The 26,362-nt window shown below is 63.4% G+C and carries 22 protein-coding genes and 2 pseudogenes; 16 read left to right on the top strand and 8 right to left on the bottom strand.

The genetic code is table 11. The annotated features are described in order from the left end of the window. Positions 1-3: 3 nt before the first annotated feature. Both cysN and cysD read right to left on the bottom strand, forming a co-directional pair. Positions 4-1,926, bottom strand: a complete 1,923-nt coding sequence (gene cysN, locus ABFX23_RS10305; RefSeq protein ID WP_346032973.1) for a sulfate adenylyltransferase subunit CysN — start codon at positions 1,924-1,926, stop codon at positions 4-6. Then, on the bottom strand, positions 1,926-2,861 hold the full coding sequence (gene cysD, locus ABFX23_RS10300) for a sulfate adenylyltransferase subunit CysD (protein ID WP_346033047.1): 936 nt from the start codon (positions 2,859-2,861) through the stop codon (positions 1,926-1,928). Before cysD ends, cysN begins: the two co-directional genes overlap by 1 nt. 66 nt (positions 2,862-2,927) lie before the next feature. On the opposite strand from cysD, the gene ABFX23_RS10295 reads away from it, so the two are divergent. Then, entirely contained in the window at positions 2,928-4,007 is a 1,080-nt protein-coding gene (locus tag ABFX23_RS10295) for a helix-turn-helix transcriptional regulator (RefSeq protein WP_346032972.1), read from the top strand. Between the two features lie 156 nt (positions 4,008-4,163). On the opposite strand, the gene ABFX23_RS10290 is transcribed toward ABFX23_RS10295, so the two are convergent. Beyond that, positions 4,164-5,150, bottom strand: a complete 987-nt coding sequence (locus ABFX23_RS10290; protein WP_346032971.1) for an agmatine deiminase family protein — start codon at positions 5,148-5,150, stop codon at positions 4,164-4,166. Between the two features lie 4 nt (positions 5,151-5,154). Beyond that, entirely contained in the window at positions 5,155-6,831 is a 1,677-nt protein-coding gene (locus tag ABFX23_RS10285) for a M28 family peptidase (RefSeq protein WP_346032970.1), read from the bottom strand. A gap of 54 nt (positions 6,832-6,885) precedes the next feature. Between ABFX23_RS10285 and glnE the strand changes: the two genes are divergently transcribed. From glnE to ABFX23_RS10265, 4 genes are all read left to right on the top strand, one after another. Further along, the gene (gene glnE / locus ABFX23_RS10280) at positions 6,886-9,552 is read left to right on the top strand and encodes a bifunctional [glutamate--ammonia ligase]-adenylyl-L-tyrosine phosphorylase/[glutamate--ammonia-ligase] adenylyltransferase (protein ID WP_346032969.1); all 2,667 of its coding nucleotides are present in this window, start codon (positions 6,886-6,888) and stop codon (positions 9,550-9,552) included. After that, entirely contained in the window at positions 9,552-10,028 is a 477-nt protein-coding gene (locus tag ABFX23_RS10275; RefSeq protein ID WP_346032968.1) for a peroxiredoxin, read from the top strand. Before glnE ends, ABFX23_RS10275 begins: the two co-directional genes overlap by 1 nt. An 8-nt stretch (positions 10,029-10,036) precedes the next feature. Beyond that, on the top strand, positions 10,037-10,825 hold the full coding sequence (locus tag ABFX23_RS10270) for a ferritin-like domain-containing protein (RefSeq protein ID WP_346032967.1): 789 nt from the start codon (positions 10,037-10,039) through the stop codon (positions 10,823-10,825). A gap of 151 nt (positions 10,826-10,976) precedes the next feature. Beyond that, entirely contained in the window at positions 10,977-11,648 is a 672-nt protein-coding gene (locus tag ABFX23_RS10265; protein ID WP_346032966.1) for a M23 family metallopeptidase, read from the top strand. A gap of 67 nt (positions 11,649-11,715) precedes the next feature. Here the strand turns inward: ABFX23_RS10265 and galU are convergent, their stop codons facing one another. Further along, positions 11,716-12,603: a UTP--glucose-1-phosphate uridylyltransferase GalU gene (gene galU, locus ABFX23_RS10260; RefSeq protein ID WP_346032965.1), complete on the bottom strand. Its 888-nt coding sequence runs from the start codon at positions 12,601-12,603 to the stop codon at positions 11,716-11,718. Positions 12,604-12,738: 135 nt separating this feature from the next. On the opposite strand from galU, the gene ABFX23_RS10255 reads away from it, so the two are divergent. After that, positions 12,739-12,984, top strand: a complete 246-nt coding sequence (locus ABFX23_RS10255) for a hypothetical protein (RefSeq protein ID WP_240624524.1) — start codon at positions 12,739-12,741, stop codon at positions 12,982-12,984. On the opposite strand, the gene ABFX23_RS10250 is transcribed toward ABFX23_RS10255, so the two are convergent. The 3 genes from ABFX23_RS10250 to ABFX23_RS10240 all read right to left on the bottom strand — a co-directional run bounded on the left by ABFX23_RS10250 (position 12,978) and on the right by ABFX23_RS10240 (position 14,869). Continuing rightward, positions 12,978-13,235: a ribbon-helix-helix domain-containing protein gene (locus ABFX23_RS10250; protein WP_346032964.1), complete on the bottom strand. Its 258-nt coding sequence runs from the start codon at positions 13,233-13,235 to the stop codon at positions 12,978-12,980. The two genes, ABFX23_RS10255 and ABFX23_RS10250, sit on opposite strands and share 7 nt — an antisense overlap. Further along, complete coding sequence (gene phbB / locus ABFX23_RS10245) at positions 13,235-13,957, bottom strand: acetoacetyl-CoA reductase (RefSeq protein WP_346032963.1); 723 nt, start codon at positions 13,955-13,957, stop codon at positions 13,235-13,237. The genes ABFX23_RS10250 and phbB overlap by 1 nt, the downstream gene beginning before the upstream one ends. A 117-nt stretch (positions 13,958-14,074) precedes the next feature. Continuing rightward, on the bottom strand, positions 14,075-14,869 hold the full coding sequence (locus ABFX23_RS10240) for a hypothetical protein (RefSeq protein ID WP_346032962.1): 795 nt from the start codon (positions 14,867-14,869) through the stop codon (positions 14,075-14,077). Positions 14,870-15,257: 388 nt separating this feature from the next. Between ABFX23_RS10240 and ABFX23_RS10235 the strand changes: the two genes are divergently transcribed. From ABFX23_RS10235 to ABFX23_RS17760, 10 genes and pseudogenes are all read left to right on the top strand, one after another. Then, entirely contained in the window at positions 15,258-15,668 is a 411-nt protein-coding gene (locus ABFX23_RS10235; protein ID WP_428831658.1) for a DUF3576 domain-containing protein, read from the top strand. A gap of 21 nt (positions 15,669-15,689) precedes the next feature. Then, positions 15,690-18,203: a leucine--tRNA ligase gene (gene leuS, locus ABFX23_RS10230; protein ID WP_346032960.1), complete on the top strand. Its 2,514-nt coding sequence runs from the start codon at positions 15,690-15,692 to the stop codon at positions 18,201-18,203. After that, on the top strand, positions 18,200-18,706 hold the full coding sequence (gene lptE / locus ABFX23_RS10225) for an LPS assembly lipoprotein LptE (RefSeq protein WP_346032959.1): 507 nt from the start codon (positions 18,200-18,202) through the stop codon (positions 18,704-18,706). The genes leuS and lptE overlap by 4 nt, the downstream gene beginning before the upstream one ends. After that, positions 18,703-19,737 (top strand): DNA polymerase III subunit delta, encoded by a 1,035-nt coding sequence (gene holA, locus ABFX23_RS10220; protein ID WP_346032958.1) that lies wholly within the window; start codon positions 18,703-18,705, stop codon positions 19,735-19,737. Before lptE ends, holA begins: the two co-directional genes overlap by 4 nt. Before the next feature lie 921 nt (positions 19,738-20,658). Beyond that, positions 20,659-22,223, top strand: a pseudogene (gene istA / locus ABFX23_RS10215) (IS21 family transposase). Continuing rightward, positions 22,156-22,884, top strand: a complete 729-nt coding sequence (gene istB / locus ABFX23_RS10210) for an IS21-like element helper ATPase IstB (RefSeq protein WP_083783480.1) — start codon at positions 22,156-22,158, stop codon at positions 22,882-22,884. The pseudogene istA and the gene istB overlap by 68 nt, the downstream one beginning before the upstream one ends. Positions 22,885-23,039: 155 nt before the next feature. Beyond that, positions 23,040-23,735: a helix-turn-helix domain-containing protein gene (locus tag ABFX23_RS17765; RefSeq protein WP_428831657.1), complete on the top strand. Its 696-nt coding sequence runs from the start codon at positions 23,040-23,042 to the stop codon at positions 23,733-23,735. Between the two features lie 275 nt (positions 23,736-24,010). Beyond that, positions 24,011-24,550 carry a PilZ domain-containing protein gene (locus ABFX23_RS10205; protein ID WP_346032957.1) on the top strand — a complete coding sequence of 180 codons (540 nt, stop codon included), beginning with the start codon at positions 24,011-24,013 and terminating at the stop codon, positions 24,548-24,550. Positions 24,551-24,718: 168 nt separating this feature from the next. After that, positions 24,719-25,714, top strand: coding sequence for an SDR family NAD(P)-dependent oxidoreductase (locus ABFX23_RS10200; RefSeq protein ID WP_346032956.1), 996 nt, complete (start codon positions 24,719-24,721; stop codon positions 25,712-25,714). A 319-nt stretch (positions 25,715-26,033) separates the two neighbouring features. Further along, positions 26,034-26,285: pseudogene (locus ABFX23_RS17760) on the top strand (ATP-binding cassette domain-containing protein); the annotation flags it as partial. Between the last annotated feature and the right edge of the window lie 77 nt (positions 26,286-26,362).

Raw genomic sequence — 26,362 nt, 5'->3', positions numbered from 1 at the left:
TCCTCACTTCAGCGGCAGGATTTGCTGGATAATGTGATCGGCAGCTTCTGCCGGGGTCATTTCCACCGTGTTGACGGTGATCTCGGGATTCATCGGCGGCTCGTAGGGGCTGTCGATACCGGTGAAGTTCTTGAGCTCGCCCGAACGCGCCTTCTTGTAGAGGCCCTTCACGTCGCGTTCCTCCGCCACTTCCAGCGGCGTGTCGACGAAGATCTCGATGAATTCGGCCTCGCCCATCATGTCGCGCACCATTTGGCGTTCGGCTCGGAACGGGCTGATGAAGGCGGTCAGCACGATCAGGCCGGCATCGGTCATCAGCTTCGCGACTTCGCCGATGCGGCGGATGTTCTCGATGCGGTCCGCTTCGGTGAAGCCGAGGTCCTTGTTGAGGCCGTGGCGCACGTTGTCGCCGTCGAGCAGGAAGGTGTGGCGGTTCATCAGCGCCAGTTTCTTCTCCACCTCGTTGGCAATGGTCGACTTGCCCGAGCCGGACAGGCCCGTGAACCACAGCACGCGCGGGGTCTGGTTCTTCATCTGCGCGTGGTGCTCACGCGTGATGTCGGTCGCCTGCCAGTGCACGTTCTGGCTGCGGCGCAGGCTGAAGTTGAGCATGCCCGCGGCCACGGTGGCATTGGTGATCTTGTCGATCAGGATGAACCCGCCCAGAGTCCGGTTCGTCTCGTAGGGCTCGAACACCAGCGGCTTGTCGGAATAGACTTCGGCCACGCCGATATCGTTGAGCGACAAGGTCTTCGCCGCCAGCTCGTCCATCGTGTTCACATCGATGCGGTACTTGGGCTGCTGCACCGTGGCGGAGACGGTCTGCGAGCCGATCTTCAGCCAGTATCCGCGCCCGACGTGCATGTCCTCGTCGTTCAGCCAGACGAGCGTCGCCTCGAACTGGTCGGCGGTTTCGGGAGGATTGTCGGCCACGCACAGCACGTCGCCGCGCGAACAGTCGATCTCGTCGGCTAGCGTGATGGTGACGGATTGCCCGGCAACCGCCTCGTCAAGATCGCCATCGAAGGTGACGATGCTCTTCACCGTGCTGGTCTTGCCCGAGGGCAGCACGCGCACCGCGTCGCCCGGCTTGACGGAGCCGGTGGCGATCAGGCCCGAGAAGCCGCGGAAATCGAGGTTGGGGCGGTTCACCCATTGCACCGGCATGCGGAACGGCTTGTCCGCCGCGACGTCCGACAGGACTTCGACGCTCTCGAGGTGCTCGATCAGGCTGGGGCCATCAAACCACGGCGTGTTGGCGCTTGGCGCAGTGGTGATGTTGTCGCCCCTGAAGCCGCTGATCGGCATGGCGGTGAAGCTCTCGATGCCGATTTCTGCGGCGAACTTCGCGTAATCCGCGACGATGTTGTCGAAGACCTCCTGGCTGTAATCCACCAGGTCCATCTTGTTCACCGCCAGCACGATGTTCTTGATGCCGATGAGGTTGCACAGGTAGCTGTGCCGCCGCGTCTGGACGAGCACGCCCTTGCGCGCATCGATCATCACCACGGCAAGGTCGGCGGTGCTGGCGCCCGTCACCATGTTGCGAGTGTACTGCTCGTGCCCCGGACAGTCGGCGACGATGAACTTGCGCTTCTCCGTATTGAAGAAGCGGTAGGCAACGTCGATGGTGATGCCCTGCTCGCGTTCCGCCGCGAGGCCATCCACCAGCAGCGCGAAATCGATTTCCTGTCCCTGCGTGCCCACCTTCTTGCTGTCGTTCGTCAGCGCGTCGAGCTGGTCCTCGAAGATCATCTTCGAATCGTAGAGCAGCCGTCCGATCAGCGTCGATTTGCCGTCATCCACGCTGCCACAGGTGATGAAGCGCAACATGGTCTTGTGCTGGTGGGTTTCGAGATAGGCGTCGATATCCTCGGCAATGAGGGCATCGGTCCTGTAGATCGCGTCCGTCTTCTGTTCGGTCATCAGAAGTACCCTTCCTGCTTCTTCTTTTCCATGCCGGCGCCGCCTGCATCCTTGTCGATCACGCGGCCCTGCCGTTCGCTGGTGGTGGTGAGCAAAGTTTCCTGGATCACTTCCGATAGCGTGCTCGCCTCGCTCTCAACCGCGCCCGTCAGTGGGAAACAGCCCAGCGTACGGAAACGCACCGAACGCTCCGTGATTTCGGGCCGCTTGCCCATCACTCTCTCCAGCCGTTCGATGTCGTCGGCCATGAACAGGCCGCCTTCGTAGATGAACGTGGGGCGCGGCGCGGCGAAGTAGAGCGGGACGATCTCGATGTTCTCCAGCTGGATGTATTGCCACACGTCCAGCTCGGTCCAGTTGGAGATCGGGAAGACGCGGATCGATTCGCCCTTCTTCTTCTTCGCGTTGTAGAGGTTCCACAGTTCGGGCCGCTGGTTCTTCGGGTCCCACCCGTGGCTGGCGGTGCGGAAGGAGAACACGCGCTCCTTCGCGCGGCTCTTCTCCTCGTCACGCCGAGCGCCACCGAAAGCGGCATCGAAACCGTACTTGTCGAGCGCCTGCTTCAGCCCCTCGGTCTTCCACATGTCGGTGTGCAGCGGGCCGTGGTCGAACGGGTTGATGCCGCGCTCCTTCGCTTCCGGGTTCTGGTAGACCAGCAGGTCCATCCCCGCGTCCTGCGCGGCCTTTTCGCGCAGGGCATACATGTCCTGGAACTTCCAGGTGGTGTCCACGTGCAGCAGCGGGAACGGCGGAGGCGAGGGGTAGAACGCCTTCTTCGCCAGGTGCAGCATCACCGCGCTGTCCTTGCCGATGGAATAGAGCATCACCGGCTTCTCGGTCTCTGCCGCCACTTCGCGGATGATGTGGATCGCCTCTGCCTCGAGGCGCTGGAGATGGGTGAGCGTAGCTGTCATGCGTCGGGCCTCGCGAGTAATTGTGCGTCGCAATATCCCGCCCTGTTACGGTTTTGACTTCCCAAATGGGAGGTATATAAATTTGGCATGCGGATACCCAATCTTGGCGAGACGGAACTGCTCGTGCCCCTGCACGACGGCATGTTCGAAAAGCCGATGTGGGATACCTTCCTGAAGCGGCTGAAACTGGCGGCGGAATGCGACGACGCCAGTTTGCTGATCCGCGCGGCCGACAGTGCATCGATCATCCAGCTGACAGCAGCGCCCGGCGCGGCTCCGGTAGGGCTGCGCAACTTTCTCGCGGCAAGCTCCATGCGCGAAGGGCGGGTCTACAGTCTGGCCGAATTGCTGGAGAGCGCGGAGGAACCTCAACCGGATCCGGCGCGCAAGATGCTGGAATCGAACGGCATTGCCCACATGCGGGCCGTGCGGCTGAGCGATCCGGGCGGCCTGAACGCCTGGCTGGCGCTTTCCTCGCGCGAGGCCATCCCCCCGTCCGCCAGTGCGCTGCTTTCGGCGCTGGTGCCGCACATGCGCGTGGCGCTTCGTGTGCTGGCGCGGATGGAGGACGAGCGGGCTCGCGCCTCGATGACTGCGGGTGCTTTCAGTCATATCGACTTTGGCTGGATCGCGGTCGATCGCCGCTGCCACGTGGTCGACATGGACGAGCAGGCCGAGCGTTTCCTCAGCCGCACCGGGGCGCTGAAGCAGGGGCCCTACGGCAGGCTGACACCCTCCGCCCCCGCAATCGACCGCGAGCTTACCGCGCTGGTGAAGGAATTTGCCGACCAGCCGGAGGCCCGTCCGCGCGCCGTCAATCTCAGCCAGGACCCGTGGATCGACATTCTCGTTTCGCCCGTGCGCGTCGCTTCCCTCTCGGCAGGCGGCAAGGCGGTGGCGGTGGTGTATTTCCGCGGCGACCAGAGTTCTTCTGCCGACAGGTGCCAGCAACTCGTCGACGTGTTCAAGCTGACCCAGAGCGAGGCGCGCTTCGCATGGTCACTCGCGCAGGGCATTTCCATCGCCGACGCGGCGGAAAAGCATGGCCTGACGATCGAGAGCGCGCGGCAGTATTCGAAGAAGATCTACGCCAAGACCGGCGCGAGGGGGCAGGTGGATTTCATGCGCCGGGTGCTCACCAGCGTCGTCGCGCTGACCGTGCACTAGATTGGCAGGGGCTTTAGCTGGCGAGGATCACGGCCAAGGCGCAACCGCACACGATCACGCTGCGCAGCAGGTCGTGCGGAACGGCAATGGTCTGCCGGGTGAAGGCGATTGCGTGGGCCATTGGCAAGGGATAGCCCTGCAAATCCTAACAACTGGTTAAGATTTCGCCGCGGGCACATGCTGGCTGGCGCAGTGGAAGCTGCCCCCGCCGGTCAGCACTGCGTCGGCGCGCAGGCCCACGGCGACGCGGCCGGGGAACAGGTCGCCAATTGCGGCCACCGCCTCGTCGTCGTGGGCGGAGCCGTAGGTCGGCACCACCACCACGCCGTTGCAGATCGCGAAATTCATGTAGCTGGCAGGCTCCGCCTCGTCGCCTTCACCCATCCATCCCGGAGAGGGGATGTCGCGCACGGTCAGCCCGAAGTCAGCCGCGCGGGCGCGGGCATCGTCGTAGACGGCGGCGTTGGGATCGTCCGGCGTAGTGGCACGCGGGATGGCGATGGTGTTCTCTCCCACCAGGCGGGCAAGGTTGTCGACATGACCGTCGGTATGGTCGCCCGCCAGCCCGTCGCCCAGCCACAGGATGCGGTCGAAGCCGAGGTCGCGCTGGAGGTTCGCCCAGATATTCTCGCGCGAAAGCGAGGGGTTGCGATTGGGGTTGAGCAGGCATTGCTCCGTGGTGACGACCAGCCCGGTGCCGTCGCTTTCCACCGCGCCGCCTTCGAGGATCCAGTCTGCGCGGGAATAGGGCAGACCGCCTGCGTCTGCGAGCGAGGGGCCGGTCTCCAGATCGCCTTCGAGCAGGTATTTCCCGCCCCAGCCGTTGAAGCCGAACCCTTGCGCCCGGCGCTCGCCATCGGGGCCGAGCACGGTGAGCGGCCCGGTATCGCGCAGCCAGATGTCGCCATAGGGGTGCCGTTCGAACTGGACGTTGCCGGAAACGAGCTGCTTCGCGCGCATTTCCGCCGCTGCATCGCGAACCACCAACCGCACCTGCTGCCCGGTTTCGGCAACGGCATTGGCGAAGGCCGCCATCTGCTCCTGCGCGGGCGCGAGGTTTTCCTCCCAAAGGTCGCCGTGGGCGGGGAAGCCGATCCAGATCCAGTCCTGCTTCGCCCATTCGGCGGGCATCAGAAACGCCATGGTCTCAGCACCCTTCCGGCGATGCGGCGCAGCTTTGCTGGCGCACGGCGCGGAATTCGTCGCCTTCGTACCATTCCGGCCAGTCGGTGGTGCTCGCCAGGTCGCGCGCGAGGCGGTAGTAGAGGTCGAGGTCCTGCATCAGGCCCGACCAGTCCCAGTCCGGATCGTATTCGTCGTCCGGCCCGTGGTAGGCATTGGCGCGGTATGCGGCTTCGGCAGCCTCGCCCGCCGCCGTGCCGCCGTTCACCAGGTCGAGGCCCGACTTCACGTAGAACATCGGCACGCCGCGCTTCACCATCGGGAAGTGGTCGGAACGGTAGTAGTAGCCCGCTTCCGGCGCCGGATCGGGGGAGGCGGTGCGGCCTTGCGCGTCCAGCGCGGTGGCGAGGTAGGCGTCGAGATCGCTCTTGCCGCCGCCGCGCACGTTCACATCGCGCGATTGTCCGCGCACCGCGATGCCATCCATGTTGATGCCCGCCACCGTCTGGTCGAGCGGATAGACCGGATTGGCGGCGTAGTATTCCGCTCCCAGCAGGCCGGATTCCTCCGCCGTCACCGCCAGGAACACGAGACTGCGATCGGGCGCGCCGACCTCGACGTGCGCCTCTGCCAGCGCGACGAGGCCCGCCGTGCCGGTGGCATTGTCGACCGCGCCGTTGCAGATGTCGTCGCCCGCCGCATTGGGCGTGCAGCGGCCAAGGTGGTCCCAGTGCGCGGTGTGCAGTATCACCTCGTCGGGACGCTGCGTGCCCGGCAGAATGCCGATCACGTTGTTCGAGGTGTAGCGGCGATAGGAATTGGCGAAGCTGGTGGAGGCGGTAACGCCCAGCGGCACGGCCTGGAAACCGGGCCGCGAAGCAGCCCGCGTCATTTCGGCAAGGTCCATCCCGGCCTGCTGCGCAATCGCCTGCGCGGCTTCCAGCTGGACCCAGCCGTTCATCAGCGTCTGATCCGATCCGTCGCCGCCGGTATCGGCATAGGCCTGCGGGCCGGACCAGCTCGATTCGACCACGTTCCAGCCGTAGCTGGCGGGGAAATCCTCGTGGACGATGATGGCCGCGGCAGCGCCCTGCCGGGCGGCTTCCTCGTACTTGTACGTCCAGCGGCCATAGTAGGTCATGGCGCGCCCGCCGAAGGGGCCTTCCAGCCCATCGGCCATGTAGTCGGGATCGTTGACGAGGATCAGCGCGGTCTTGCCCGTCATGTCCACGCCTTCGTAGTCGTTCCACCCCCGCTCGGGCGCGTTGATGCCGTAGCCGACGAACACGATCTCGCTGTCCGCCAGCGTGGTGGAGGGCGTCTGGCGGTAGGATACGCCCACCCAGTCCTCGCCGTGCTGCAATTGCAGATCGCCCACGCTCAGCGGCGCGAAGTCGCTGCCGGTGATTTCCACCAGCGGTACTTCCTGCAGCCACGAATCGCCGTTGCCCGGCTGCAGGCCCGCCGCCGCGAACTGCTCGACGAGGTAGTCCACGGTCATCTGCCCGCCCGGCGTTCCTGGCATCCGTCCCTCGAACGCGTCGGAGGACAGCGTGCGCACGGTTTCCTTCATCGTCTCCAGCGAAAGCGGAGGGACAACCTGCTCGCCTTGCGTGTCGGGTGTCGTGGCGCAGGCAGCAAGCGGCAGCAGGGCCAGCGTGGCGGCGATCCGGATCATGGATTTCCTTTCAGGCGAAATCATCAGCGGCCCATTTGGCATTGCCACGGGCGGGGGGCAAGGGCAGGAGTCGTGGCAATGACAGTCGACTGGCAATCCGCCCTCAAGCGCGCCGAAGCGCACTCCCCGTTCCTGAAGCGCGCGATGGACAACCGCGCCGATCTCGTCGCTCTGCTGCGAGAGGGGCGCGGTGATGATGCGCTGGCAATGGCAAAGGCTGAAGGTAAGGGGGTTGAGGATACGGGGGTAGCCCTTCGCCGAGAACGCCTCTCGCTCGCGCTGGTGCTGGCAATCGGCGACCTGGCCGGGGCCTTCGACCTGACGAAGGTCGTTACCGAACTCTCCGACTTTGCCGACCGGGCACTCGATTCCGCCATGCTGGCCGTGGTGCGCAAGCGCGTGGAGGACGCCGACACCAGCGGCTTTACCGCGCTGGCGTTGGGCAAGCAAGGCGCGCACGAGCTCAACTATTCGTCCGATATCGACCCCATCCTGCTGTTCGATCCCGAACGCCTCGCCCGGCGCGGGCGGGACGAGCCGGGGGAGGCGGCGCAGCGTTACGCGCGGCAGGTGGTGGAGATGCTGGGCCAGCCAACCGGCGATGGCTACGTGTTGCGCGTCGACCTCAGGCTGCGCCCAGCCAGCGAGGTCAGCCCGCTCGCCATATCCTTCAACGCCGCGATCTCGCACTACGAATCGAGCGCGCTGGCATGGGAGCGCGCCGCCTACATCCGCGCCCGCGCGGCGGCGGGTGACATTGCGGCGGGCGAGCATTTCCTCGACGAGATTCGCAGTTTCGTCTGGCGTCGCAGCCTCGACTTTACCGCGATCGAGGAAGTGCGCCGCCTCACCATGCGCATTCGCGAGGCCTACAAGGGCACGCGCGAAGTGGGGCCGGGGTTCGACATCAAGAAAGGCCGCGGCGGCATCCGCGAGATCGAGTTTTACGCCCAGACCCACCAGCTCATCTACGGCGGCCGCAAGCCTGCCCTGCGCCAGCGCGGCACCCGCGCGGCGCTGGACGCGCTGGCCGAGGCAAAGATCATCGGCAGCGAGGATGCGCGGGTGCTGGGCGAGAGTTACGACCGGCTTCGCACCATCGAGCACCGGTTCCAGATGGTATCCGACCGGCAGACCCATTCCTTCCCCGACAACGCGGAGAAGATCGACAACGTCGCCCGGCTCGACGGCCTGCCGGACGGGGCCGCGCTGATAGAGGAGGTGCGCGCGATCTGCGACCGGGTGGCGCAGCGTTATGACGACCTGCTGGGCGAGGACGACGAGGACACGCGCACCAGCGTTGCCGTGCCATCCGACTTCCGCGAGCATTTCGAGGCCCGCGTCGAGCACTGGCGCGGCACCTTGCGCGCCCTGCGTTCCAACGAGGCGCGCATCGCCTTTGCCGCCATCGAGGACGAATTGCTCACCTCGCTCGCCGCCGCGCCCGACCCGGACCATGCGATGGCCCGCTGGGAAACGCTGCTGGAGAGGCTGCCCACCGCCATCAACCTGTTCCGCCTGTTCGAGCAGCGCCCCGGCCTGCTCGATCGCGTGCTGCGCATCCTGACGCTGGCAAAGCCGCTGGCCGATGCGCTGGCGCGGCGTGCGGAACTGCTGGATGCCTTGATCGATCCCAACGCGCTCGACCTGCCCGGCTCCATCGAGACCCTCGCCGCGCGCATGGAAGCGGCGGAGGACAGCGATACCGAATCCCGGCTCGACCGGCTGCGGCAGGTGGTGGGGGAGGAACGTTTTGCGCTGGGCGCGCAGATGGTGGAATGCCGCCACGACCCGCTGGAAATCGCCGAGGGGCTGTGCCGCGTGGCGGAGGCCGCCGTGCGCACGGGTGCCGATGCCGCCATTGCCGATTTCCGCGCCAAGCATGGCACCATTCCCGGCAGCGAACTGGTGATCCTGGGGCTGGGGAGGCTGGGCGGCGGCGCGTTGACCCATGCCAGCGACCTCGACGTGGTGTTCCTGTTCACCGATCCGGCGCAAGACGGCGCTGAATCGGATGGCGAACGCCCGCTTTCCACCGCGCTCTATTACAACCGCCTCGCCGCGCGGGTGACGGCGGCCCTCAGCGTGCCCACGGCCGAGGGCGCGCTGTACGAGATCGACACGCGCCTCAGGCCGCAAGGCGCGCAGGGACCGCTGGCGACGGGTTATGAGGCGTTCGCCCGTTACCAGCACGAGTCTGCCTGGACGTGGGAGCACATGGCGCTGGCCCGTGCGCGGCCCATTTACGGCTCACCGGCAGCGCAGGAGAAACTGTCGGACCTGATCCGCGAAGTGCTGTGCGATCCGCGCGATCCGGACAAGCTCAAGGCCGACGTCTTGAACATGCGGAACGAGATGCTGGCCGCCAAGCCTCCCAAGGGGCCGCTGGACGTGAAGCTGATGCGCGGCGGGCTGGTGGATTCCGAATTCCTGATCCACTACCTGCAACTGCGCGAGGGGCTGGGCTTCGATCCGGCCATAGAGAAAGCCGTTGCCGGGCTGGCCGCCGAGGGACTGCTTCCGCAGGACTACGCCCGCCACCACCTCGCCATTACGCGATACCTTGTCGCGGTGCGACTGTTCGCGCCCGATGGGGCCGAACCGGCAGAAGCGCACCGCGCGGTGCTGGCCGAGGCTTGCGGCGAGGATAGCTATAAGGCCCTGTTGCAATCGCTGCACGAGGCAAGGCAAGGCATCGCCGCGCAATGGGCCGAACATTTCGGCGAGACACTGGAGATCGACTGATGAGCAACAATTTCCCCGGCGAAGGCGACCAGATGCCCGACGTGGCGATGGAAGGTGCGGATGGATCGGTGGTGAAGCCCTCCGACTTTCGCGGGCAGAAGCTGGTGCTGTTCTTCTACCCCAAGGACATGACGCCCGGCTGCACCACCGAGAACATCGAGTTCAGCCAGGCGAAGGATGAATTCGCCGCTTCCAACACCGCGCTGCTGGGCGTGTCGAAAGACCCCTATGCCCGGCACGAGAAGTTCATCGACAAGCACGACCTGACCGTGCCGCTCGCCTCCGATCCCGAAGACGGCGGGCTGTCCGATGCGCTGGGCATCTGGGCCGAGAAGAAGATGTACGGCAAGACCTTCATGGGCATGGTGCGCACCACCTACCTGGTGGATGCGGACGGCAAGATCGCCCGCGTCTGGCCGAAGGTGAAGGTGAAAGGCCACGTGGACGAGGTTCTGGAAGCGGCAAAGGCGCTGTAAGCCCTTTCGTGCCCGACCTGTCGGAAGCGATCCGCGCAGCCCTGCTCACAGGGGACAAGCGCGGCAAGGTGATGGCCACCCGCGCGCTGGTGCGGGATTGGCGCCGGGACGCGCTGCCCACCGGGTTTTCCGCTTCGATGCCGGACCATCCTGCCTGGCCGGACGGACTGGAGGTTCTGCCGCCGGGAAAGATGCCCAAGCGCGGAAAAGGGGGTTCGCACCGCAACCGCATCGCGCTGTGGCACAGCCTCGCGCATATCGAATTCGTCGCCATCGACCTCGCGCTCGACATCGTCGGACGGTTCGGGGCGGAAATGGGCAAGGACTTCGTTGCCGACTTCCTCGCCGTCGCGGCTGACGAGGCGATGCACTTCGCGCTGATCGACCGGCATCTCGCCACGATGGGCGCGACCTATGGCGACCTGCCGGTCCACGCGGGGCTGTGGCTGTCGGCGCAGGAGACCGCGCACGATGCCGGCGCGCGGCTGGCGGTGGTGCCTATGGTGCTGGAAGCGCGCGGGCTGGACGTAACGCCGGGCACCCTCGCCCGTGTCGAATCACAAGGCGATTTGCGCGGCGCACAAATCCTCCAGCGAATCCTTGACGACGAAATCCGTCACGTTGCGGCGGGGGCAAGACATTTCGACGTCTTTTGTCGCACCCACGGCAAAGAGCCGAAGAATCACTGGAAAATGCTGGTGAATCGCCACTTCAAAGGCGTGCTGCGGCCACCGTTCAACGACTCGGCGCGTCTTGCTGCCGGTTTGTCGCGCGATCTCTACGAAACTGTTGTGTAGTTAACCTTTGCCCTCATAACCCATACTCACAGACACGGCGGGAGGTTCCGCAGGGTCGAAAAAAATGGACGAAATGAAGAGCCGGGGACGCCGGGTCGCCATAGAAACCGAAAGGGCGTTGGAAAGCGCCTGACGAAGCAAAAGGGATCGTATGCTCGTCAAGATTGCTACCATTCTCGCCATGGGCACCGCTGCTGTTGCAAGCCCTGCCATGGCCGAAGAAGCCCCCGCCAACGGCGTGATCGATACCAATACCGTGGCCCAGGGTTCCCTGGGTGACGACGAGGAATTCACCGAACTGTTCGCCAGCTGGGAAGACTTGGAAGACGGCGGCCGCATCACGGCAACCGGCGATATCATCGCCGCGCCGCGTATCGCCGTTTCGGTCCCCTCGCGCATGCCGGTCGACGGTGTGCAGCTGACCAGCGGCTACGGCATGCGCGATCACCCGATCCTGCGCCAGCGCCGCCAGCACAACGGCGTTGACCTCGCCGCCCCGCGCGGCACGCCGGTTTACGCGACTGCCGATGGCATGGTCGAAATGGCCAAGTACTGGGGCTCCTACGGCAACTACGTGCAGATCGGCCACGGCGGCGACCTGGAAACGCGCTATGCCCACCTCTCCAGCTACACCGTCAGCGATGGCCAGCAGGTCCGCAAGGGCGACCTCATCGGCTACATCGGCTCGACCGGCCGCTCCACCGGCCCGCACCTGCACTACGAAGTGCGCGTTGCCGGCGAAGCGGTGAACCCGATCCCCTACATGGTAGCGCACCTCGAAACCACCGATGACGAGCAGGCCGCACGCGGCGGCCCCGAGTAAGGCTCTCATCACGCTGACATGAAAAAAGGCGGGCCTCGCGGTCCGCCTTTTTCGTTTCGGATGGGGTTTACTGGGCGAGCAGTCGCTGCGCCATGGCGCGAACCTGCTCGCCCATGTCCTCTCGCTCCAGTGCCAGCGCCAGCGTGGCTTCCACAAAGCCCAGCTTGCTGCCGCAATCGAAGCGGCGGCCCTCGAACGTGACGGCGTTGAACGGCTGGTTGCCGATCATGCGCGCCATCGCGTCGGTCAGCTGGATCTCACCGCCGGCACCCTTGCCCTGCGTTTCCAGCGTGCGCATGACTTCTGGTTGCAGGATATAGCGGCCGGAGACGATCTTGTTCGAGGGCGCCTCGTCGACCGGCGGCTTCTCGACCAGGCCCTTCACCTCGGTCAGGTTGTCGCGCTCCTCGCCCGGATCGATCACGCCGTAGCTGGATACCTCGTCGTGCGGCACTTCAAGCACCGAGATCAGGTTGCCGCCAACCTCGTTGTAAGCCTCCACCATCTGCTTCATGCAGCCGCCCTTCGCACTGGCATCGCCCACCATCATCTCGTCCGGCAGCAGGATGGCGAAGGGCTCGTCACCCACGATGGCACGAGCGCACCAGATCGCGTGGCCGAGGCCCAGCGGCACCTGCTGGCGCACGGTGATGATGTCGCCCGGCGTCGCGCGCGTGGCATCGAGCACGGACATGTCCTTGCCGCGCTCCTCCATGGTGGTTTCCAGTTCGTAGGCCATGTCGAAATGCTCGACGATTGCGGTCTTGCCGCGCCCGGTGACGAAGATCATCTGCTCGATCCCAGCCTCGCGCGCTTCGTCCACCGCGTACTGGATCAGCGGGCGATCGACGATCGGCAGCAGTTCCTTCGGGATGGCCTTGGTGGCGGGCAGGAAGCGCGTGCCCAGCCCGGCTACGGGGAAGACGGCTTTACGGATCGGTTTGCGGGTAGTCATGGGCGCTGTTTGTGGAGTGCGGCACCAATGCGGTCAACCGTGATCGCGCCGTGTCGATCGGTGGACCGGGCGAAATATCACCCTGAACTTTCGGCCATGTCGCGCGTTGATGAGGCGAGAAAGGAGTTATGCGCCATGCTTATCAAGCTCGCAGCGCTGGGTGCCCTCGGGTACGCCGGCTATCGCTATTACGACAGGAACATCCGCAACCATCAGAACGAGGCCTTTGCGGCCAATCAGGCCGGGGGTTCGAACTTTAAGCAGGTTCGCAACGCCGGTCCCAATGCGATGGCAGACAAGCCCAAGAAGGATACCTGGGACGAGGTGGACGAGGAGCTGGACGAGACTTTCCCGGCCAGCGATCCGCCAGCCAATTATTGATCCATTTGGCGGCGCAAGTCGTCCACCAGCCACAACCTGATGGCTGTCGCGAGGCCGGGCGCAAGCTCGGCCTCGATGCGTTCGGCGTCGATTCGCGCAACGACGGCATTGAGCGGCAGGCCCTCACGCGCGGCGACGGCGTTGAGCATCTCCCAGAACAGCGGTTCGAGGCTGATCGAGGTCTTGTGCCCGGCAATCTCGACGGAACGCTTGACCGGCGGATGATAGAGGTCAGCCACCGGCGCGCGCATCAGTACATGTGCTGGCCGCCGTTGATCGACATGGTCGATCCCGTCACGAAAGCGCCGTCTTCCGAAGCGAGGAAAGCCACGCCACGCGCGATTTCGCTGGCCTTGCCGAGGCGGCCGACCGGGATCTTGGCGACGATCTTCTCCAGCACGTTTTCCGGTACGGCGGCCACCATGTCCGTATCGATGTAACCCGGTGCAATGGCGTTCACGGTGATGCCGTAGCGCGCACCTTCCTGCGCCAGCGCCTTGGTGAAACCGTGGATACCGCTCTTGGCAGCGGCATAGTTGACCTGCCCGTACTGCCCGGCCTGGCCGTTGATCGAACCGATGTTGATGATGCGGCCCCACTTGCGCTCCTTCATCCCGGCGAAGGTTGCCTTGGCCATGTTGAAGCAGCCGCCGAGGTTGGTGCGCATGACCTCGTCCCAGTCCTCGTAGCTCATTTTCATCAGGGTGCCGTCGCGGGTGATGCCGGCGTTGTTCACCACCACGTCGATCGGGCCGACCTCGGCGGCGATCTTCTCGCACGCGGCCAGCGTCGCATCGTGATCGCCGACATCGAACTTGTAGGCGGGGATGCCGGTTTCCTCGGTGAAGGCGCGCGCCTTCTCATCGTTTCCGGCATAGCTGGCCACTACGGTAAAGCCGTCATCTTTCAGCGCCTCGCAAATCGCGCGGCCAATGCCGCGGGTCCCGCCGGTAACGACTGCTACGTGTGCCATGAATTATCCCCTTCGTTCACTTCGGTGAGTTGCATGAAGCGTAGCCGCCACTTGCAACGGGCGCAAAACAAAACCCGCCGAAGCGGGTTTGTGAGAGGGTAGTATTTCCAGTGGCGATCAGAAGCGGAACTGCGTGCCGACGTAAACGGCTTGGCTGTCCTGCTGGTCTAGGTCCGGAACCTTGATCAGGTCACGATCCTGCTCGTACCGAACACCCGCGGTGATATCGAGGTTGCGCGTCAGGCGGTAGCTGCCGCCAACGTCCAGCATCTGGTCGCGCAGGGTCTCGCCGGAAACGGCGACATCATCCGCTGTCCTGTCCTGCTCGAGGTCGATCCGCGCGGCAAAGCGGCTCGGCTCTTCACGCGTGCTGGTGCGCGGCGTGAACTGCGCAAGATCGGGAATACGCGCGCTCGAAAGGTTGCTGGACAGCGAGGGAGCCGAAACGGCACGGGTCGCGCTTTCGGTGCGGCCGGCAGCGGGCGCTGCGGCGAAGCTGGAATAGCCACGGGCAAGACCGAGGTTGTAACGCGTCGGCGTGACGCGCAGACCAACGGTGCGTGCCTCAGCGTTGCGCGGCGAACCAAGCGAGCTTGCGGCCAATGCATCGGCGGTCTGCTGGTCGACCCGGACGGCGACTGTCACGCTGCGTGCGCCGGGCGCGCTTGCAGCGCCGGCGGGCGTGAAGCGCATCATCGGAGCGAGCCCGCGACGTTCGGCAATCGCTTCCGCGAGCCGGGGGTCGCCATCGGCAGGCGTGAAGGCGAGGAAAGCATCTGCGGTTTCTTCCACGCTGCCCGAATCGGAGAGTGAAACAAAGGCGAGACCGGCACTGGGAAGCGCGACAGCAAGCAGCGCAGCGGACGCCGCGAGCGTCGCCTTTCCTGCCAGACCTTTGCGCAACTTCAACATGATGCCTCTTATAGTCCTCTGCCCATGGACTCCCGATGAACCTGTCGGTTCCCTCGTTTCGAGTCGTTTCAAGCAGTCCTCTTGCTACGACGGAATCAAGACGAATTCCAGACATCGCTTTCAAAGCGAATGCCTTTTCGATGACTGTTGCGAGTTTTCCACACGTCCGCCGGATGCCGATGCCCGATGGCGGGCGCCGACCGATTAAGCGGCTATTCACGCCGGATGGTCGTTTTTGTGACCGCCTTCGCGGCTGCGGGGGCCGCTTCGCCTTGCCGCGGGCGACATGCCCGTTATAGAGGCTGGCGACCGCGAATACTCGTTTACAGGACCAATGATGGCTTTTTCCTCACTCCGCACCTTTTCCCGCCAGATAGCTGGTGCCGCCATGCTGGGCACGGCAACCTTCGCGCTGTCGGCATGCGGCGGCGGCAATGACGAACGGTTGCAGACCGACCTGGCTGCTGCCCGCGTCACTTCCATCGGGGTGAATTCCTACCTCTGGCGCGCCAGCCTGGAGACGCTGAGCTTCATGCCGCTGACGCAGGCGGACAGCAACGGCGGCGTGCTGGTGACGGACTGGTATGCCTCTCCCGACAACCCGAACGAGCGGGTGAAGGTCTCTGTCGCCATCCTCGACCAGGATCTGCGCGCCGATGCCCTGCGCGTCGCCGCCAGCCGCCAGGTGCTGCAAGGCGGCACCTGGGTGGAAGCGCCGGTGCAGGCCGCCACCGTGCAGCGACTGGAAGACATCATCCTCACCAAGGCGCGCGACCTGCGGCGTTCCGCTGTCGGCTAAACTGCCTTAGGGGCATCGAACATGACTGCTGAACGATTCGATCCGTCTGTCGCCGACGGTCGCTGGCAACGCGCGTGGGACGAGGCCAAGTGCTTCGAGGCCGACAGCGCCAGCGACAAGCCGAAGAGCTATGTGCTGGAGATGTTCCCCTACCCCAGCGGGCGCATCCACATCGGCCACGTGCGCAACTACACCATGGGCGACGTGCTGGCGCGCTATCACAAGATGCGCGGGCGTGAGGTGCTGCACCCGATGGGCTGGGACGCGTTCGGCATGCCTGCCGAGAATGCGGCGATGGAAAAGGGCGTCCACCCCGGCGGCTGGACCTATGACAACATCGCCACGATGAAAGGCCAGCTGAAGCAGCTGGGCTTCGCGCTCGACTGGAGCCGCGAATTCGCCACCTGCGACCCGGAATACTACGGCCACGAGCAGGCGCTTTTCATCGACCTGTTCGAAAACGGCCTCGTCTACCGCAAGGAAAGCGAGGTCAACTGGGACCCTGTCGACATGACCGTGCTCGCCAACGAGCAGGTGATCGACGGCAAGGGCTGGCGTTCGGGCGCGGACGTCGAGAAGCGCAAGCTCAACCAGTGGTTCCTCAAGATCACGCAGTTTGCCGAGGACCTGCTGGAAGGGCTCGATACCCTGAAGGACTGGCCACAGAAGGTGCGGCTGATGCAGGAAAACTGGATCGGCAAGTCGCAGGGGCTGGAATTCGCCTTCGACCTGTCGAACGGTGAGAAGCTGCCCGTCTATACCACGCGGCCCGACACGATCTTCGGCGCGAGTTTCGTCGCCGTGGCTGCGGACCATCCGATTGCACAATCGCTGGATAGCGAGGCGGCGCGCGACTTCATCGCCTTGTGCAAGAAGGGCGGGACCACGGCTGCCGAACTGGAAACGGCGGAGAAGCTGGGCTTCGACACCGGCATCACTGCGCGCCATCCGTTCACCGGGGCAAACCTGCCGCTCTACATCGCGAACTTCGTGCTGATGGATTACGGCACCGGCGCGATCATGGCGGTGCCGGGGCATGACCAGCGCGACTTCGAATTCGCCACCAAGTACGGCCTGCCGATCCCGCGCGTCGTCGCGCCCAGCGTTGACGAGGCGGCAAAGCCCTTCGACGGGGAAGCCGAAGCAGGCGAGGGCGTGCTGGTGAATTCCGACTTCCTCGACGGGATGGCGGTGGAAGAGGCCAAGGCCGAAGTCATTTCCCGCGCCGAGAGCGGCGGCTGGGGCAAGGGCACCACGGTATGGCGCCTGCGCGACTGGGGCGTTTCGCGCCAGCGGTACTGGGGCACGCCCATTCCCTTCATCCACTGCGATGACTGCGGCGTGGTTCCCGTCCCGAAAGACCAGTTGCCGGTGAAGCTGCCGGAGGACGTTTCGTTCGAGCAGCCGGGCAACCCGCTGCTGCGCCATCCGACGTGGAAGCACACCGAATGCCCCAAGTGCGGCGGCAAGGCCGAGCGCGAGACCGACACGCTCGATACCTTCGTCAATTCCTCGTGGTATTTCCTCCGCTTCGCCAGCCAGCCGGCCGACAAGCCGTTCGACGCTGCCGAAGTCGCCCGGTGGATGCCAGTGGACCAGTACATTGGCGGCATCGAGCACGCGATCCTGCACCTGCTCTACGCCCGCTTCTGGACCCGTGCGCTGGCCCATTGCGGCAAGCTGGAGGTAAAGGAACCCTTCGCTTCGCTGTTCACGCAAGGCATGGTCACGCACGAGACCTACAGCCGCAAGGACGGTCCGCGCGAGGTGTACTACACGCCAGCCGAAGTGGACCGCACCGGCGATGGCGCGACGCTGAAGGCCGATGGCCAGCCGGTACAGATCGGCAAGGTCATCAAGATGTCCAAGTCGAAGAAGAACGTCGTCGACCCCGAGGACATCATCCGCGATTACGGTGCCGACGCCGTGCGCTGGTTCATGCTGTCGGACTCTCCGCCCGAGCGCGACCTGCCTTGGTCGGAAGCCGGGATCGAGGGCTGCGGCCGCTTCGTCCAGCGCCTGTGGCGTCTGTTCGGCAAGTACGAGGACGGCGCGAGCGGCGAGGACAAGGACCTTGCCCGCAAGACGCACCAGACCATCGCCGCCGTTGCCGAGGATATCGAGGCGCTGGCCTTCAACAAGGCCGTGGCGCGCATCTACGAACTCACCAGCGCGGCGGAAAAGGCCGAAGCGTCGGCAGACCGCAACTTTGCAATCCGCAGCCTGCTGCTGATGGCCTCTCCCATGATGCCGCACCTTGCCGAAGAGGGCTGGGCCGCGATGGGCGGCGAAGGCCTGATCGCCGAAGCCGATTGGCCGAAGGTCGATCCGGCATTGCTGGTGGACGACGAAGTCACCATCGCCGTGCAGCACAAGGGCAAGCTGCGCGACACGCTGACCGCGCCCAAGGATGCCTCGAAAGAGGATCTCGAGGCTCTTGCGCTTGCCAGCGAGAAGGTCCAGCGTTCGATCGATGGCGCGGAAATCAGGAAGGTGATCGTGGTGCCCGGCAGGCTGGTGAACATCGTCACGTGAGGCACCCGCTTCGTCTTTCCCTGGCCCTTGCAGCCCTCTCCCTGCCCCTCGCCGGATGCGGCCTCCAGCCCATCTACACAGGCGGCGGCGACGGCTTCGTGGCGCGCGAACTGGCCGCGATCGACGTTCCCGCCATACCGGGCCGCGAAGGCTGGCTGGTGCGCAATGCCCTGACGGACCGGCTGGGCCGCGGGTCCTCGGGCAGCACGTCGCAGTACCGTCTCGATGTCGTGCTGGACGACGATCTCGAAGGACTCGGCCTGCTGACCGACGACACCATCGGTCGCCAGCGCCGCATCCTTCGTGCGCGATACCAGTTGGTGGATGTCACCACCGATACCATTCTGATCGACGCAACCGCAGGGTCCGACGCCGGAATCGACGTCGTCTCCAGCGAATTCGCCACCATCGCGGCCGAGCAGACTGCGCTGGAAAACCTCTCGCAGGAAGTGGCGGACCAGATCGTCGTGCGCATCACCCGCACCCTGCGCGAGCGGCAATGAAGGCGACCCAGCGCGACTACGCCCAGGCCGCCCAGAAAGCGGGCAAGGGCCTGCGCATCTGTTTCTTCTGCGGTGCCGACGAGGCCGGGGCGTCCGCTGCGGCAAAGAAACTGATCGCCAAACTGGACGACCCCGGCGAACGTGTCGAACTGTCCGGACAGGACCTGAAATCCGACCCGGCCCGCCTGCTGGACGAGGCCCGGTCCACGTCGCTGTTCGGCGATTCGCGCCACATCTTCGCCCGCGTTTCGGGTGACGAAGCCTACGAGGCGATCAACACCTATTGCGAACTGGCGGACCGGGGCGAAGCGGAAAACGCCTGGCCCATCTTCATCGTCGCCACATCCGCCACGGACAAATCGCGCAGCGCCAAGCTCCTGATAAAGCGCGGCGATGCGCTAGCCGCCGTGTTCTACCCGCCCGATCTTCGCTCCGTCACCGCAGACGTGCGCGCCATGGCCGATGCCGCAGGGATGCGACTCAACGGCAACCTCGCCGAGCGGATAGCCCATGCAGCCGGGCTCGACGTGCGGCTGGCGCAGTCCGAGGTCGACAAGCTCGCGCTCTACCTCGATGCCTCGCCGCAATCGCCCAAGCAGGCGAACGCGGAAGATTTCGACATGATCGGCGCCTCCACCGAGGAAGACGGCTTCATGCCGCTGGTCAACGCCGCGCTCAGCGGTGAAGTGCGCAAGCTGCCGGGTGAACTGCGGCGCCTCCGCGAGGTGTCGCTCAACCCCGTGGGCGTGGCCTTGGCGCTGGAACGCCGTGCGGCACAGCTGGCACGGCTTTCGGCAAACCTTCGGCCCGGAGACGACATGCAGGGCTTCCTGAAATCGCAAGGCGTCTTCTTCCGGGAACATCGCGAAGTGGGTGACCAGTTGCAGCGCTGGCGCGGGGGCAAGCTCGAGCGGCTCGTGCCGCGGCTGTGCGAACTGCATCGCTCGCTGCTGGCCAACAGTCAGTCGGCAGAGCTGATCCTGTCGCAGGAATTGACGCAGATTGCCCGTTATTCGGCAACTCGGAGGTAGCGCATCTGGCTTGGGTTGATTATGCACTCAGAGGCGTTTGGGTCGCTAGCCGGGGATGATTTGCTAGGAAATTTCAACAATGTGCTTGATCTTGATGAAAGCAGCCCTTTGGCCCAACCGAGCTCTTTGCTGATGTAGGTGTTGGCAATCGCGATGTAGACTCTGTGAAGATCAGCGAGGCGTCAATTCAAGGTTTCGGTTGCAACCGGCGGACCTGGAGAACCGATTTGGGTCATGGCGATTCGAGCGCGTTTCAAGTCGCAATCTGCTTCACGTGAAAGGCATCATGGCTGGCCATGCACAACAAAGCTGCATCGAGCGGCTGGGTCTATCGGCGCCTCAACTAGCGAAGAAGCGAAAAAATGTTTTCAGGTCTCGCTCGCCCATAACAGTTTCAAAAAAGAACAGAAATGACGACCACGGATTCAAACCCCTTGGAGGGCTTGCTGGTGCCGGAGAATACGGGCTAAAGTACTGGTTGAGGGATCGGAATTAGCGAACATATGGGCTCGCTCCGGAAGGCCTTGGTCTGGTTTTTGACCGCGGTCAATTCGGCCGGAGCGAAGAATACTTACGGTATATTTGTGGCTTAGCGGGGTTAGGTAATGTCGTCGTCGAATGGAAGCGGAGGGGAGGCCATTGTACCTCTCGCTCCCGACCTCTGGTTCGGCAGGCTCAGGACCCTCGCCAAACGGCTGAAAGATGACGAAGCACGGCTCGAAGAGGCCTTGCGCCACGCATATCACCTGACTCAAATGGCTCCCGGCCCTTTCAACGAAATCGTCGAATGCAAGACTGCAGAGGAAGTGTGAACCGGCATGCAAGATTGACCCCTGTATTGGGGTAATCGGCGTCCAAAAGTGACCCCCCTGATATTTCTGTTCAGAAGCTTCCTCAAAGGATTGAGGGAGCGATTTGGGGATGTTGGTTGTGGAGACGATTGCGAAGATCAGGCGGGCGCATTTCATCCAGGGGAAGTCGATCAAGCAGATCTGCCGGGAGCTGCGGGTATCACGGAACACGGTGCGGAAGGTGGTGCGGTCCGGGGCAACCGAGTTCAGCTATGACCGGCCACGCAGCCCCGCCCCAAGATCGACCCGTGGCGGTCCGATCTGGATGAGATGCTGGCTGAGAATGACCGGCAACCCAAACGCCAGCGGCTGACACTGGTTCGGATTTACGAAGAGCTGCGCAACCGGGGTTATGACGGCAGCTATGATGCGGTGCGGCGCTATGCGGCGAGTTGGTCGAAGGCGACCCGGGAAGCTTCCGCCGCTGCCTACGTGCCGCTGAGCTTCGACCCGGGCGAAGCCTATCAGTTCGACTGGAGCCATGAGGTTGTCCTGATTGACGGCGTGACCACGACGGTGAAGGTTGCGCATGTGCGCCTGAGCCACAGCCGGATGCCGTTTGTGCGGGCCTATCCCAGAGAGACACAGGAGATGGTGTTCGACGCCCACGACAAGGCGTTTGCCTTCTTCGGTGGGGCCTGTGCGCGGGGCATCTACGACAATATGAAGACCGCCGTTGACGCGATCTTCATTGGCAAGGATCGGGCCTATAACCGGCGGTTCCAGCAGATGTGCGGCCATTACCTGGTCGACCCGGTGGCCTGTACCCCGGCCTCGGGCTGGGAGAAAGGCCAAGTCGAGAACCAGGTCGGCGTGATCCGCCGGCGCTTCTTCGTGCCGCGTCCGAAGTTCAAATCCTATGCCGAGTTGAACGCCTGGCTGGAGGATCGCTGCCTGGCCTATGCCAAGGCGAACAAACATCCAGAGTTGCGCGACAAGACGATCTGGGAGGTGTTCGAGGACGAGCGCCCGAGCCTTGTGCCTTACGTCGGCCCTTTCGATGGATTCCATGCAGTTCCCGCATCGGTGTCCAAGACCTGCCTCGTGCGGTTCGACAAGAACCGCTACTCGGTCGATGCCCGGGCGGTCGGGCGGCCGGTGGAGATCAGGGCCTATGCCGCCCGGCTGGAATGCTGGCAGGATGGGCAAATCGTTGGCCAGCATGAGCGGGCCTTCGGGCGGGACAAAACCATCTTCGATCCCCTGCATTACATCCCCGTTCTGGCCCGCAAACCCGGCGCCCTTCGCAACGGGGCGCCCTTCAGGGAATGGGAGCTGCCGGTGCCAATCCGCCGCGTGTGGCGCAAGCTGGAACGCCAGCCGGGCGGTGACCGGCAGATGGTCGACATCCTGAGCGCCGTGCTGACCGACGGGATTGATGCGGTCGAGGCGGCCTGCGCCGAAGCCCTGTCGCACAATGTCCATTCCGCAGGCGTCGTGCTGAACATCCTGGCCCGGCACCGCGAGCCGCCACCACCCCTGACAATCACCACCCCGGATGCGCTGAAGCTGGCCTGCGAGCCCATTGCCGACTGCAACCGATATGACAGCCTGAGGAGAACACAGAATGGAAAGATCCGAGGTAATCGACGCGATGGGAAAGCTGAGGCTCTACGGAATGAGGGCCGCCTATGACGAGGTCCTGACCACCGCCGTCAAACGCCAGCACGAGCCGCAACAGATCATTGGTGACCTGCTGACCGCCGAGATCAGGGAGAAGCAGGCCCGGTCAGTCAAATACCAAATGACCATCGCCAAGTTGCCGCTCGCCAAGGAACTGGAGGAGTTCGACTTCGAGGCCGCCGAGGTTAACGAGACCCTGATCCGCGACCTGGCCAACGGCGACTTCCTCGACCATCAGCGCAACCTCGTCCTGATCGGCGGCACAGGCACCGGCAAAACCCATCTTGCCGTCAGCATCGCCCGGACCTGTATCCGGGCAGGGCGCCGGGGCCGGTTCTTCAACGTGGTCGACCTGGTGAACAAGCTCGATGCCGAAGCCCGCGCCGAGCGCCAGGGCCGGACCGCCGACCTGATCTCCCGCCTCGACTTCCTGATCCTGGACGAGCTCGGCTATCTGCCCTTCGCCCAGACCGGCGGCCAATTGCTGTTCCACCTGATCAGCAAACTCTACGAACGCACATCCATCATCGTCACCACCAACCTGGCCTTCGGCGAATGGCCCAGCGTCTTCGGCGATGCCAAGATGACCACCGCACTGCTCGACCGGCTCACCCACCATTGCGAAATCGTCGAAACCGGTAACGAAAGCTGGCGCTTCAAGAACCGCGCATAGCGCCAACCCGAAACCCCGCAGGCCCGCCGCCGCTGCGCTATGTGAGGGCTACGCAGCGCCGGGCCTGCTCACCACCAAGGGGGTCAATATTGGATGCCGATAGGGGGTCAAACTTCAATGCCGATTGACACTATAACGATCTCCTGTTGGCTGATGTGCAATCGGGAGGGGTGCAAAGTTTCATCAGGTGGGATTTGCAGACCGATGAGCTGGCTTGGCAAGCCTGTGACCTGGGGCTGGGGTTAGCCTATCACTTGTTCAAAGGAGCCTCTGGAGGACGCTGGGAGCCCACCAAGGTCCATGTTGCGCATGCTGCAGAGGGAGATCTCTCGATATGGCATAGGACATTTAGGTGCCCAATCGAGTTCAACAGTCCAACAAACGGGTTTTCTTGTCCCACTCTTTCCCTCGAAACTGCGCTCCCGCGCGCCAACGAAGTGATGGCTAAACACGCTTATGAACTGCTCAAGATTGTCGAGCCATCGGAAATTGGGAAAACATACAAGGAGCAGGTCTCGCGACTGCTACGTTTGATGATCCCTAGAGGCAAAGCTTCTCTAAAAGAGGTTTCTAAGCACCTTGAGGTGAAGCCACGAACACTTCAAAGGTATTTGGCGAGGGAGGGGTGCAATTTCGAGAGCCTGCTTGAAGACGAGAAAATGAGTTATGTGTTTCGAATACTCTCGAACTCATCTTTCAGCCTCGGCCTAATCTCCGAAACGCTTGGCTACTCGTCGCCGTCTGCATTCACACGTTGGTTTAGCAAGAAGACTGGTATGTCCCCTTCGGCATGGAGAAGGAACCGAGCGGGCGTGGTGCAACTACTGCCACCTCCAACATGGAGGCCGTAAGCCGAGGTGGACGCTGTACGGTCAGCCATTTTTCTGGACCCTTTGCGTCGGAAGTTACCGCACAATGCGAACTGATGGCCTAGGTCGATGGGCATTAATGGGGCAACCCATCGAGGTGTTGGCCAGACCAAACTCTAGGTCAGTTTCCTCCATAGCGGTGCGGCCAAACTATCCGACCACCGATAGAAACGCGCTTGTTGACTGGGGGCAAGCCTGCCTGCCAGGCGGCAAATTCAGGGTGGACTTTAGTGCTGGCTCCGGTCCATCCGGATTTTATGGATAGCGACCCCTTTTTCAGATTGCGCGACGGCCAGCTTTGGGTTTGCTGGCTTGGAGGAAGGCCAGCAATAAACCTCGGGGACGGCGGCGCAGTTGTAGAAGCCATGAAAGAGTTCCTGCGTGGCTCAGGGACACACGCTCCTGTGCAAGAGGACCCGTCGGTAAATCCGCTGACAGAAAAATCAGTGGCATATGCGAACGAAGGATCTTCCAAAGAGAACGCCATTCTCGGCGGCGAGCATCGTCTCGATGAGCGCCACGAAATCACGATTGTGGCCAGAATACGTACCCCTACTGGATCGCGGGATGTGACGATCGAGGATTTATCGGGCAAGGGATGCAAGTTCGCAGACAGGAGCGGATACTTGGCGGTTGGCACGCCGATCACCGTTAAATTGGGGCCAATTGGTCCTGTTGAGTCGTTGGTCCGATGGCGCGAGGGGAAGAAGGCAGGGGTTGAGTTCGCAACTCCGCTTCACCCTTCGGTACTGGACCACATCCGGCAACACTTCGATCAGAATTCTAATGGCGAGTGAGCCCGGCAAGCTTGTACCCAAATTGAATTAGATAAGTCGCGAGCAGCCCGCGCTAGGAAGCGTTGGCTGCTCGCCAAAGGCACGGGAATGGGTGCATTTCGCGTTGCGAAATGGCGGCGAGCCTGTCAGTTGAGCGCCGCCACCCGGCACCGATTGGAGAAAACACGCATGCGCGTTTTGGTTACAGGAGCTGCCGGGTTCATCGGCTCTGCGCTCGTCGAACGCCTGCTGGCGCGCGGCGACAGCGTGATCGGCATCGACAATTGCAACGACTATTACGATCCGGCGTTAAAAGCAGCCCGGTTGGCCCGGCTCGAAAAACCTGGCAGCACATTCACGTTCCAAAAGCTCGATTTCGCCGACATGTCCGCGCTAGAAGCGGCGCTGGCAGGCGAACGGATCGATCGTATCGTGCACCTTGGTGCCCAGGCCGGTGTCCGCTACTCGCTCGAGAACCCGGCAGCCTACATCCAGTCGAACATCGTGGGCCATGCCAACCTGTTGGAAATCGCGCGACGCCGCAGTGTCGAGCACATGGTCTATGCAAGTTCGTCCAGCGTATACGGCGGCAACGACAAGGTGCCATTCAGCGTGGAAGACCGGGCAGACCACCCGGTGAGCCTTTACGCCGCGACCAAGCGCGCCGACGAGATGCTGAGCGAAAGCTACGCGCACCTCTATCGCATCCCGCTGACGGGCCTGCGCTTTTTCACCGTTTACGGTCCGTGGGGGCGGCCGGACATGGCCTACTGGATTTTCACGAGAAAGATCCTGGCAGGAGAGTCGATCCCGGTGTTCCACAAGGGCGAGATGTGGCGGGATTTTACCTACATCGACGATATCATCGCGGGCGTGCTAGCAGTGCTGGACAGCGCGCCTGTCGATGATGGTTCGGTAAAGGCAGGCGGGTCCACGAAGCCCCACGCGATCTACAACATCGGCAACAACCGGACCGAGAAACTGACCGACCTCATCGCTATCCTGGAAGACGCGTGCGGGAAGAAGGCCGTGATCGACTGGCAGCCGATGCAGGCGGGCGACGTCGTACGCACCTATGCTGACATCGAGGCCATCAGCCGGGACCTCGGCTACCAGCCGACCACGGATATCGCGGACGGATTGCCCAAGTTTGTTCGATGGTATCGAGACCATTTCCAGGCATGAGACACGGACTCTGGCAGAATTTGGCTCTGAGACAACGGCGGTATTAGGTCGCCCAAATCGCTTTTGTCCTAATTCGCAGTCTCGCGGTCAATTCGCTTCCGCGACAATCTGGCTGGGACCATGACCCGGTCAGGTCAGTGTCGATGGCATAGACATCACAGCGCTGGACGTACAGGACCTAAGGCGGCAAATCGGCTACGTTCTCCAGTGGCCTCTCCTGTTTAACGGTACTGTTCGTGAGAACATCGCAGTTGAAGTGCCATGAAGCAAACCGCATCAAGTTGCCAATGCTCGAGAACTCGCTCAGGCGCCGCACTTTGTTGAGCATCTCCCAGATGGTTTGGATACGGCAATCCGCGACAATCGGATACGCTTATCTGGTGTTCAGCAACAGCGGCTAAGCTTGGCGCGTACGCTGATGACAGGCCCGTCGATCCTAATTCTCGACGAGTCACCCTCGATGTGGGACATCGAGGGTGAAGCCGCCTTTGTCGAAACCTTGCGAAGATGCGTTCAAAGGCCGCACCGTCATCCTAATCAACCACCGCCCTGCCAGTCTGAAACTGGCTGAAAGAGTCATCATGATCGGAGGCGGCAAATGCCGTGAACTGGGGGGTCGAGGAGCGGGCCGACCTCCAGGCTGGTCGC

The sequence above is a fragment of the Erythrobacter westpacificensis genome, assembly GCF_039542285.1.
GTDB classification, from domain to species: Bacteria; Pseudomonadota; Alphaproteobacteria; order Sphingomonadales; family Sphingomonadaceae; genus Alteraurantiacibacter; species Alteraurantiacibacter westpacificensis.
Note: the sequence above shows the minus strand (reverse complement) of the source record. Positions and strands in the feature narration are given on the sequence as shown.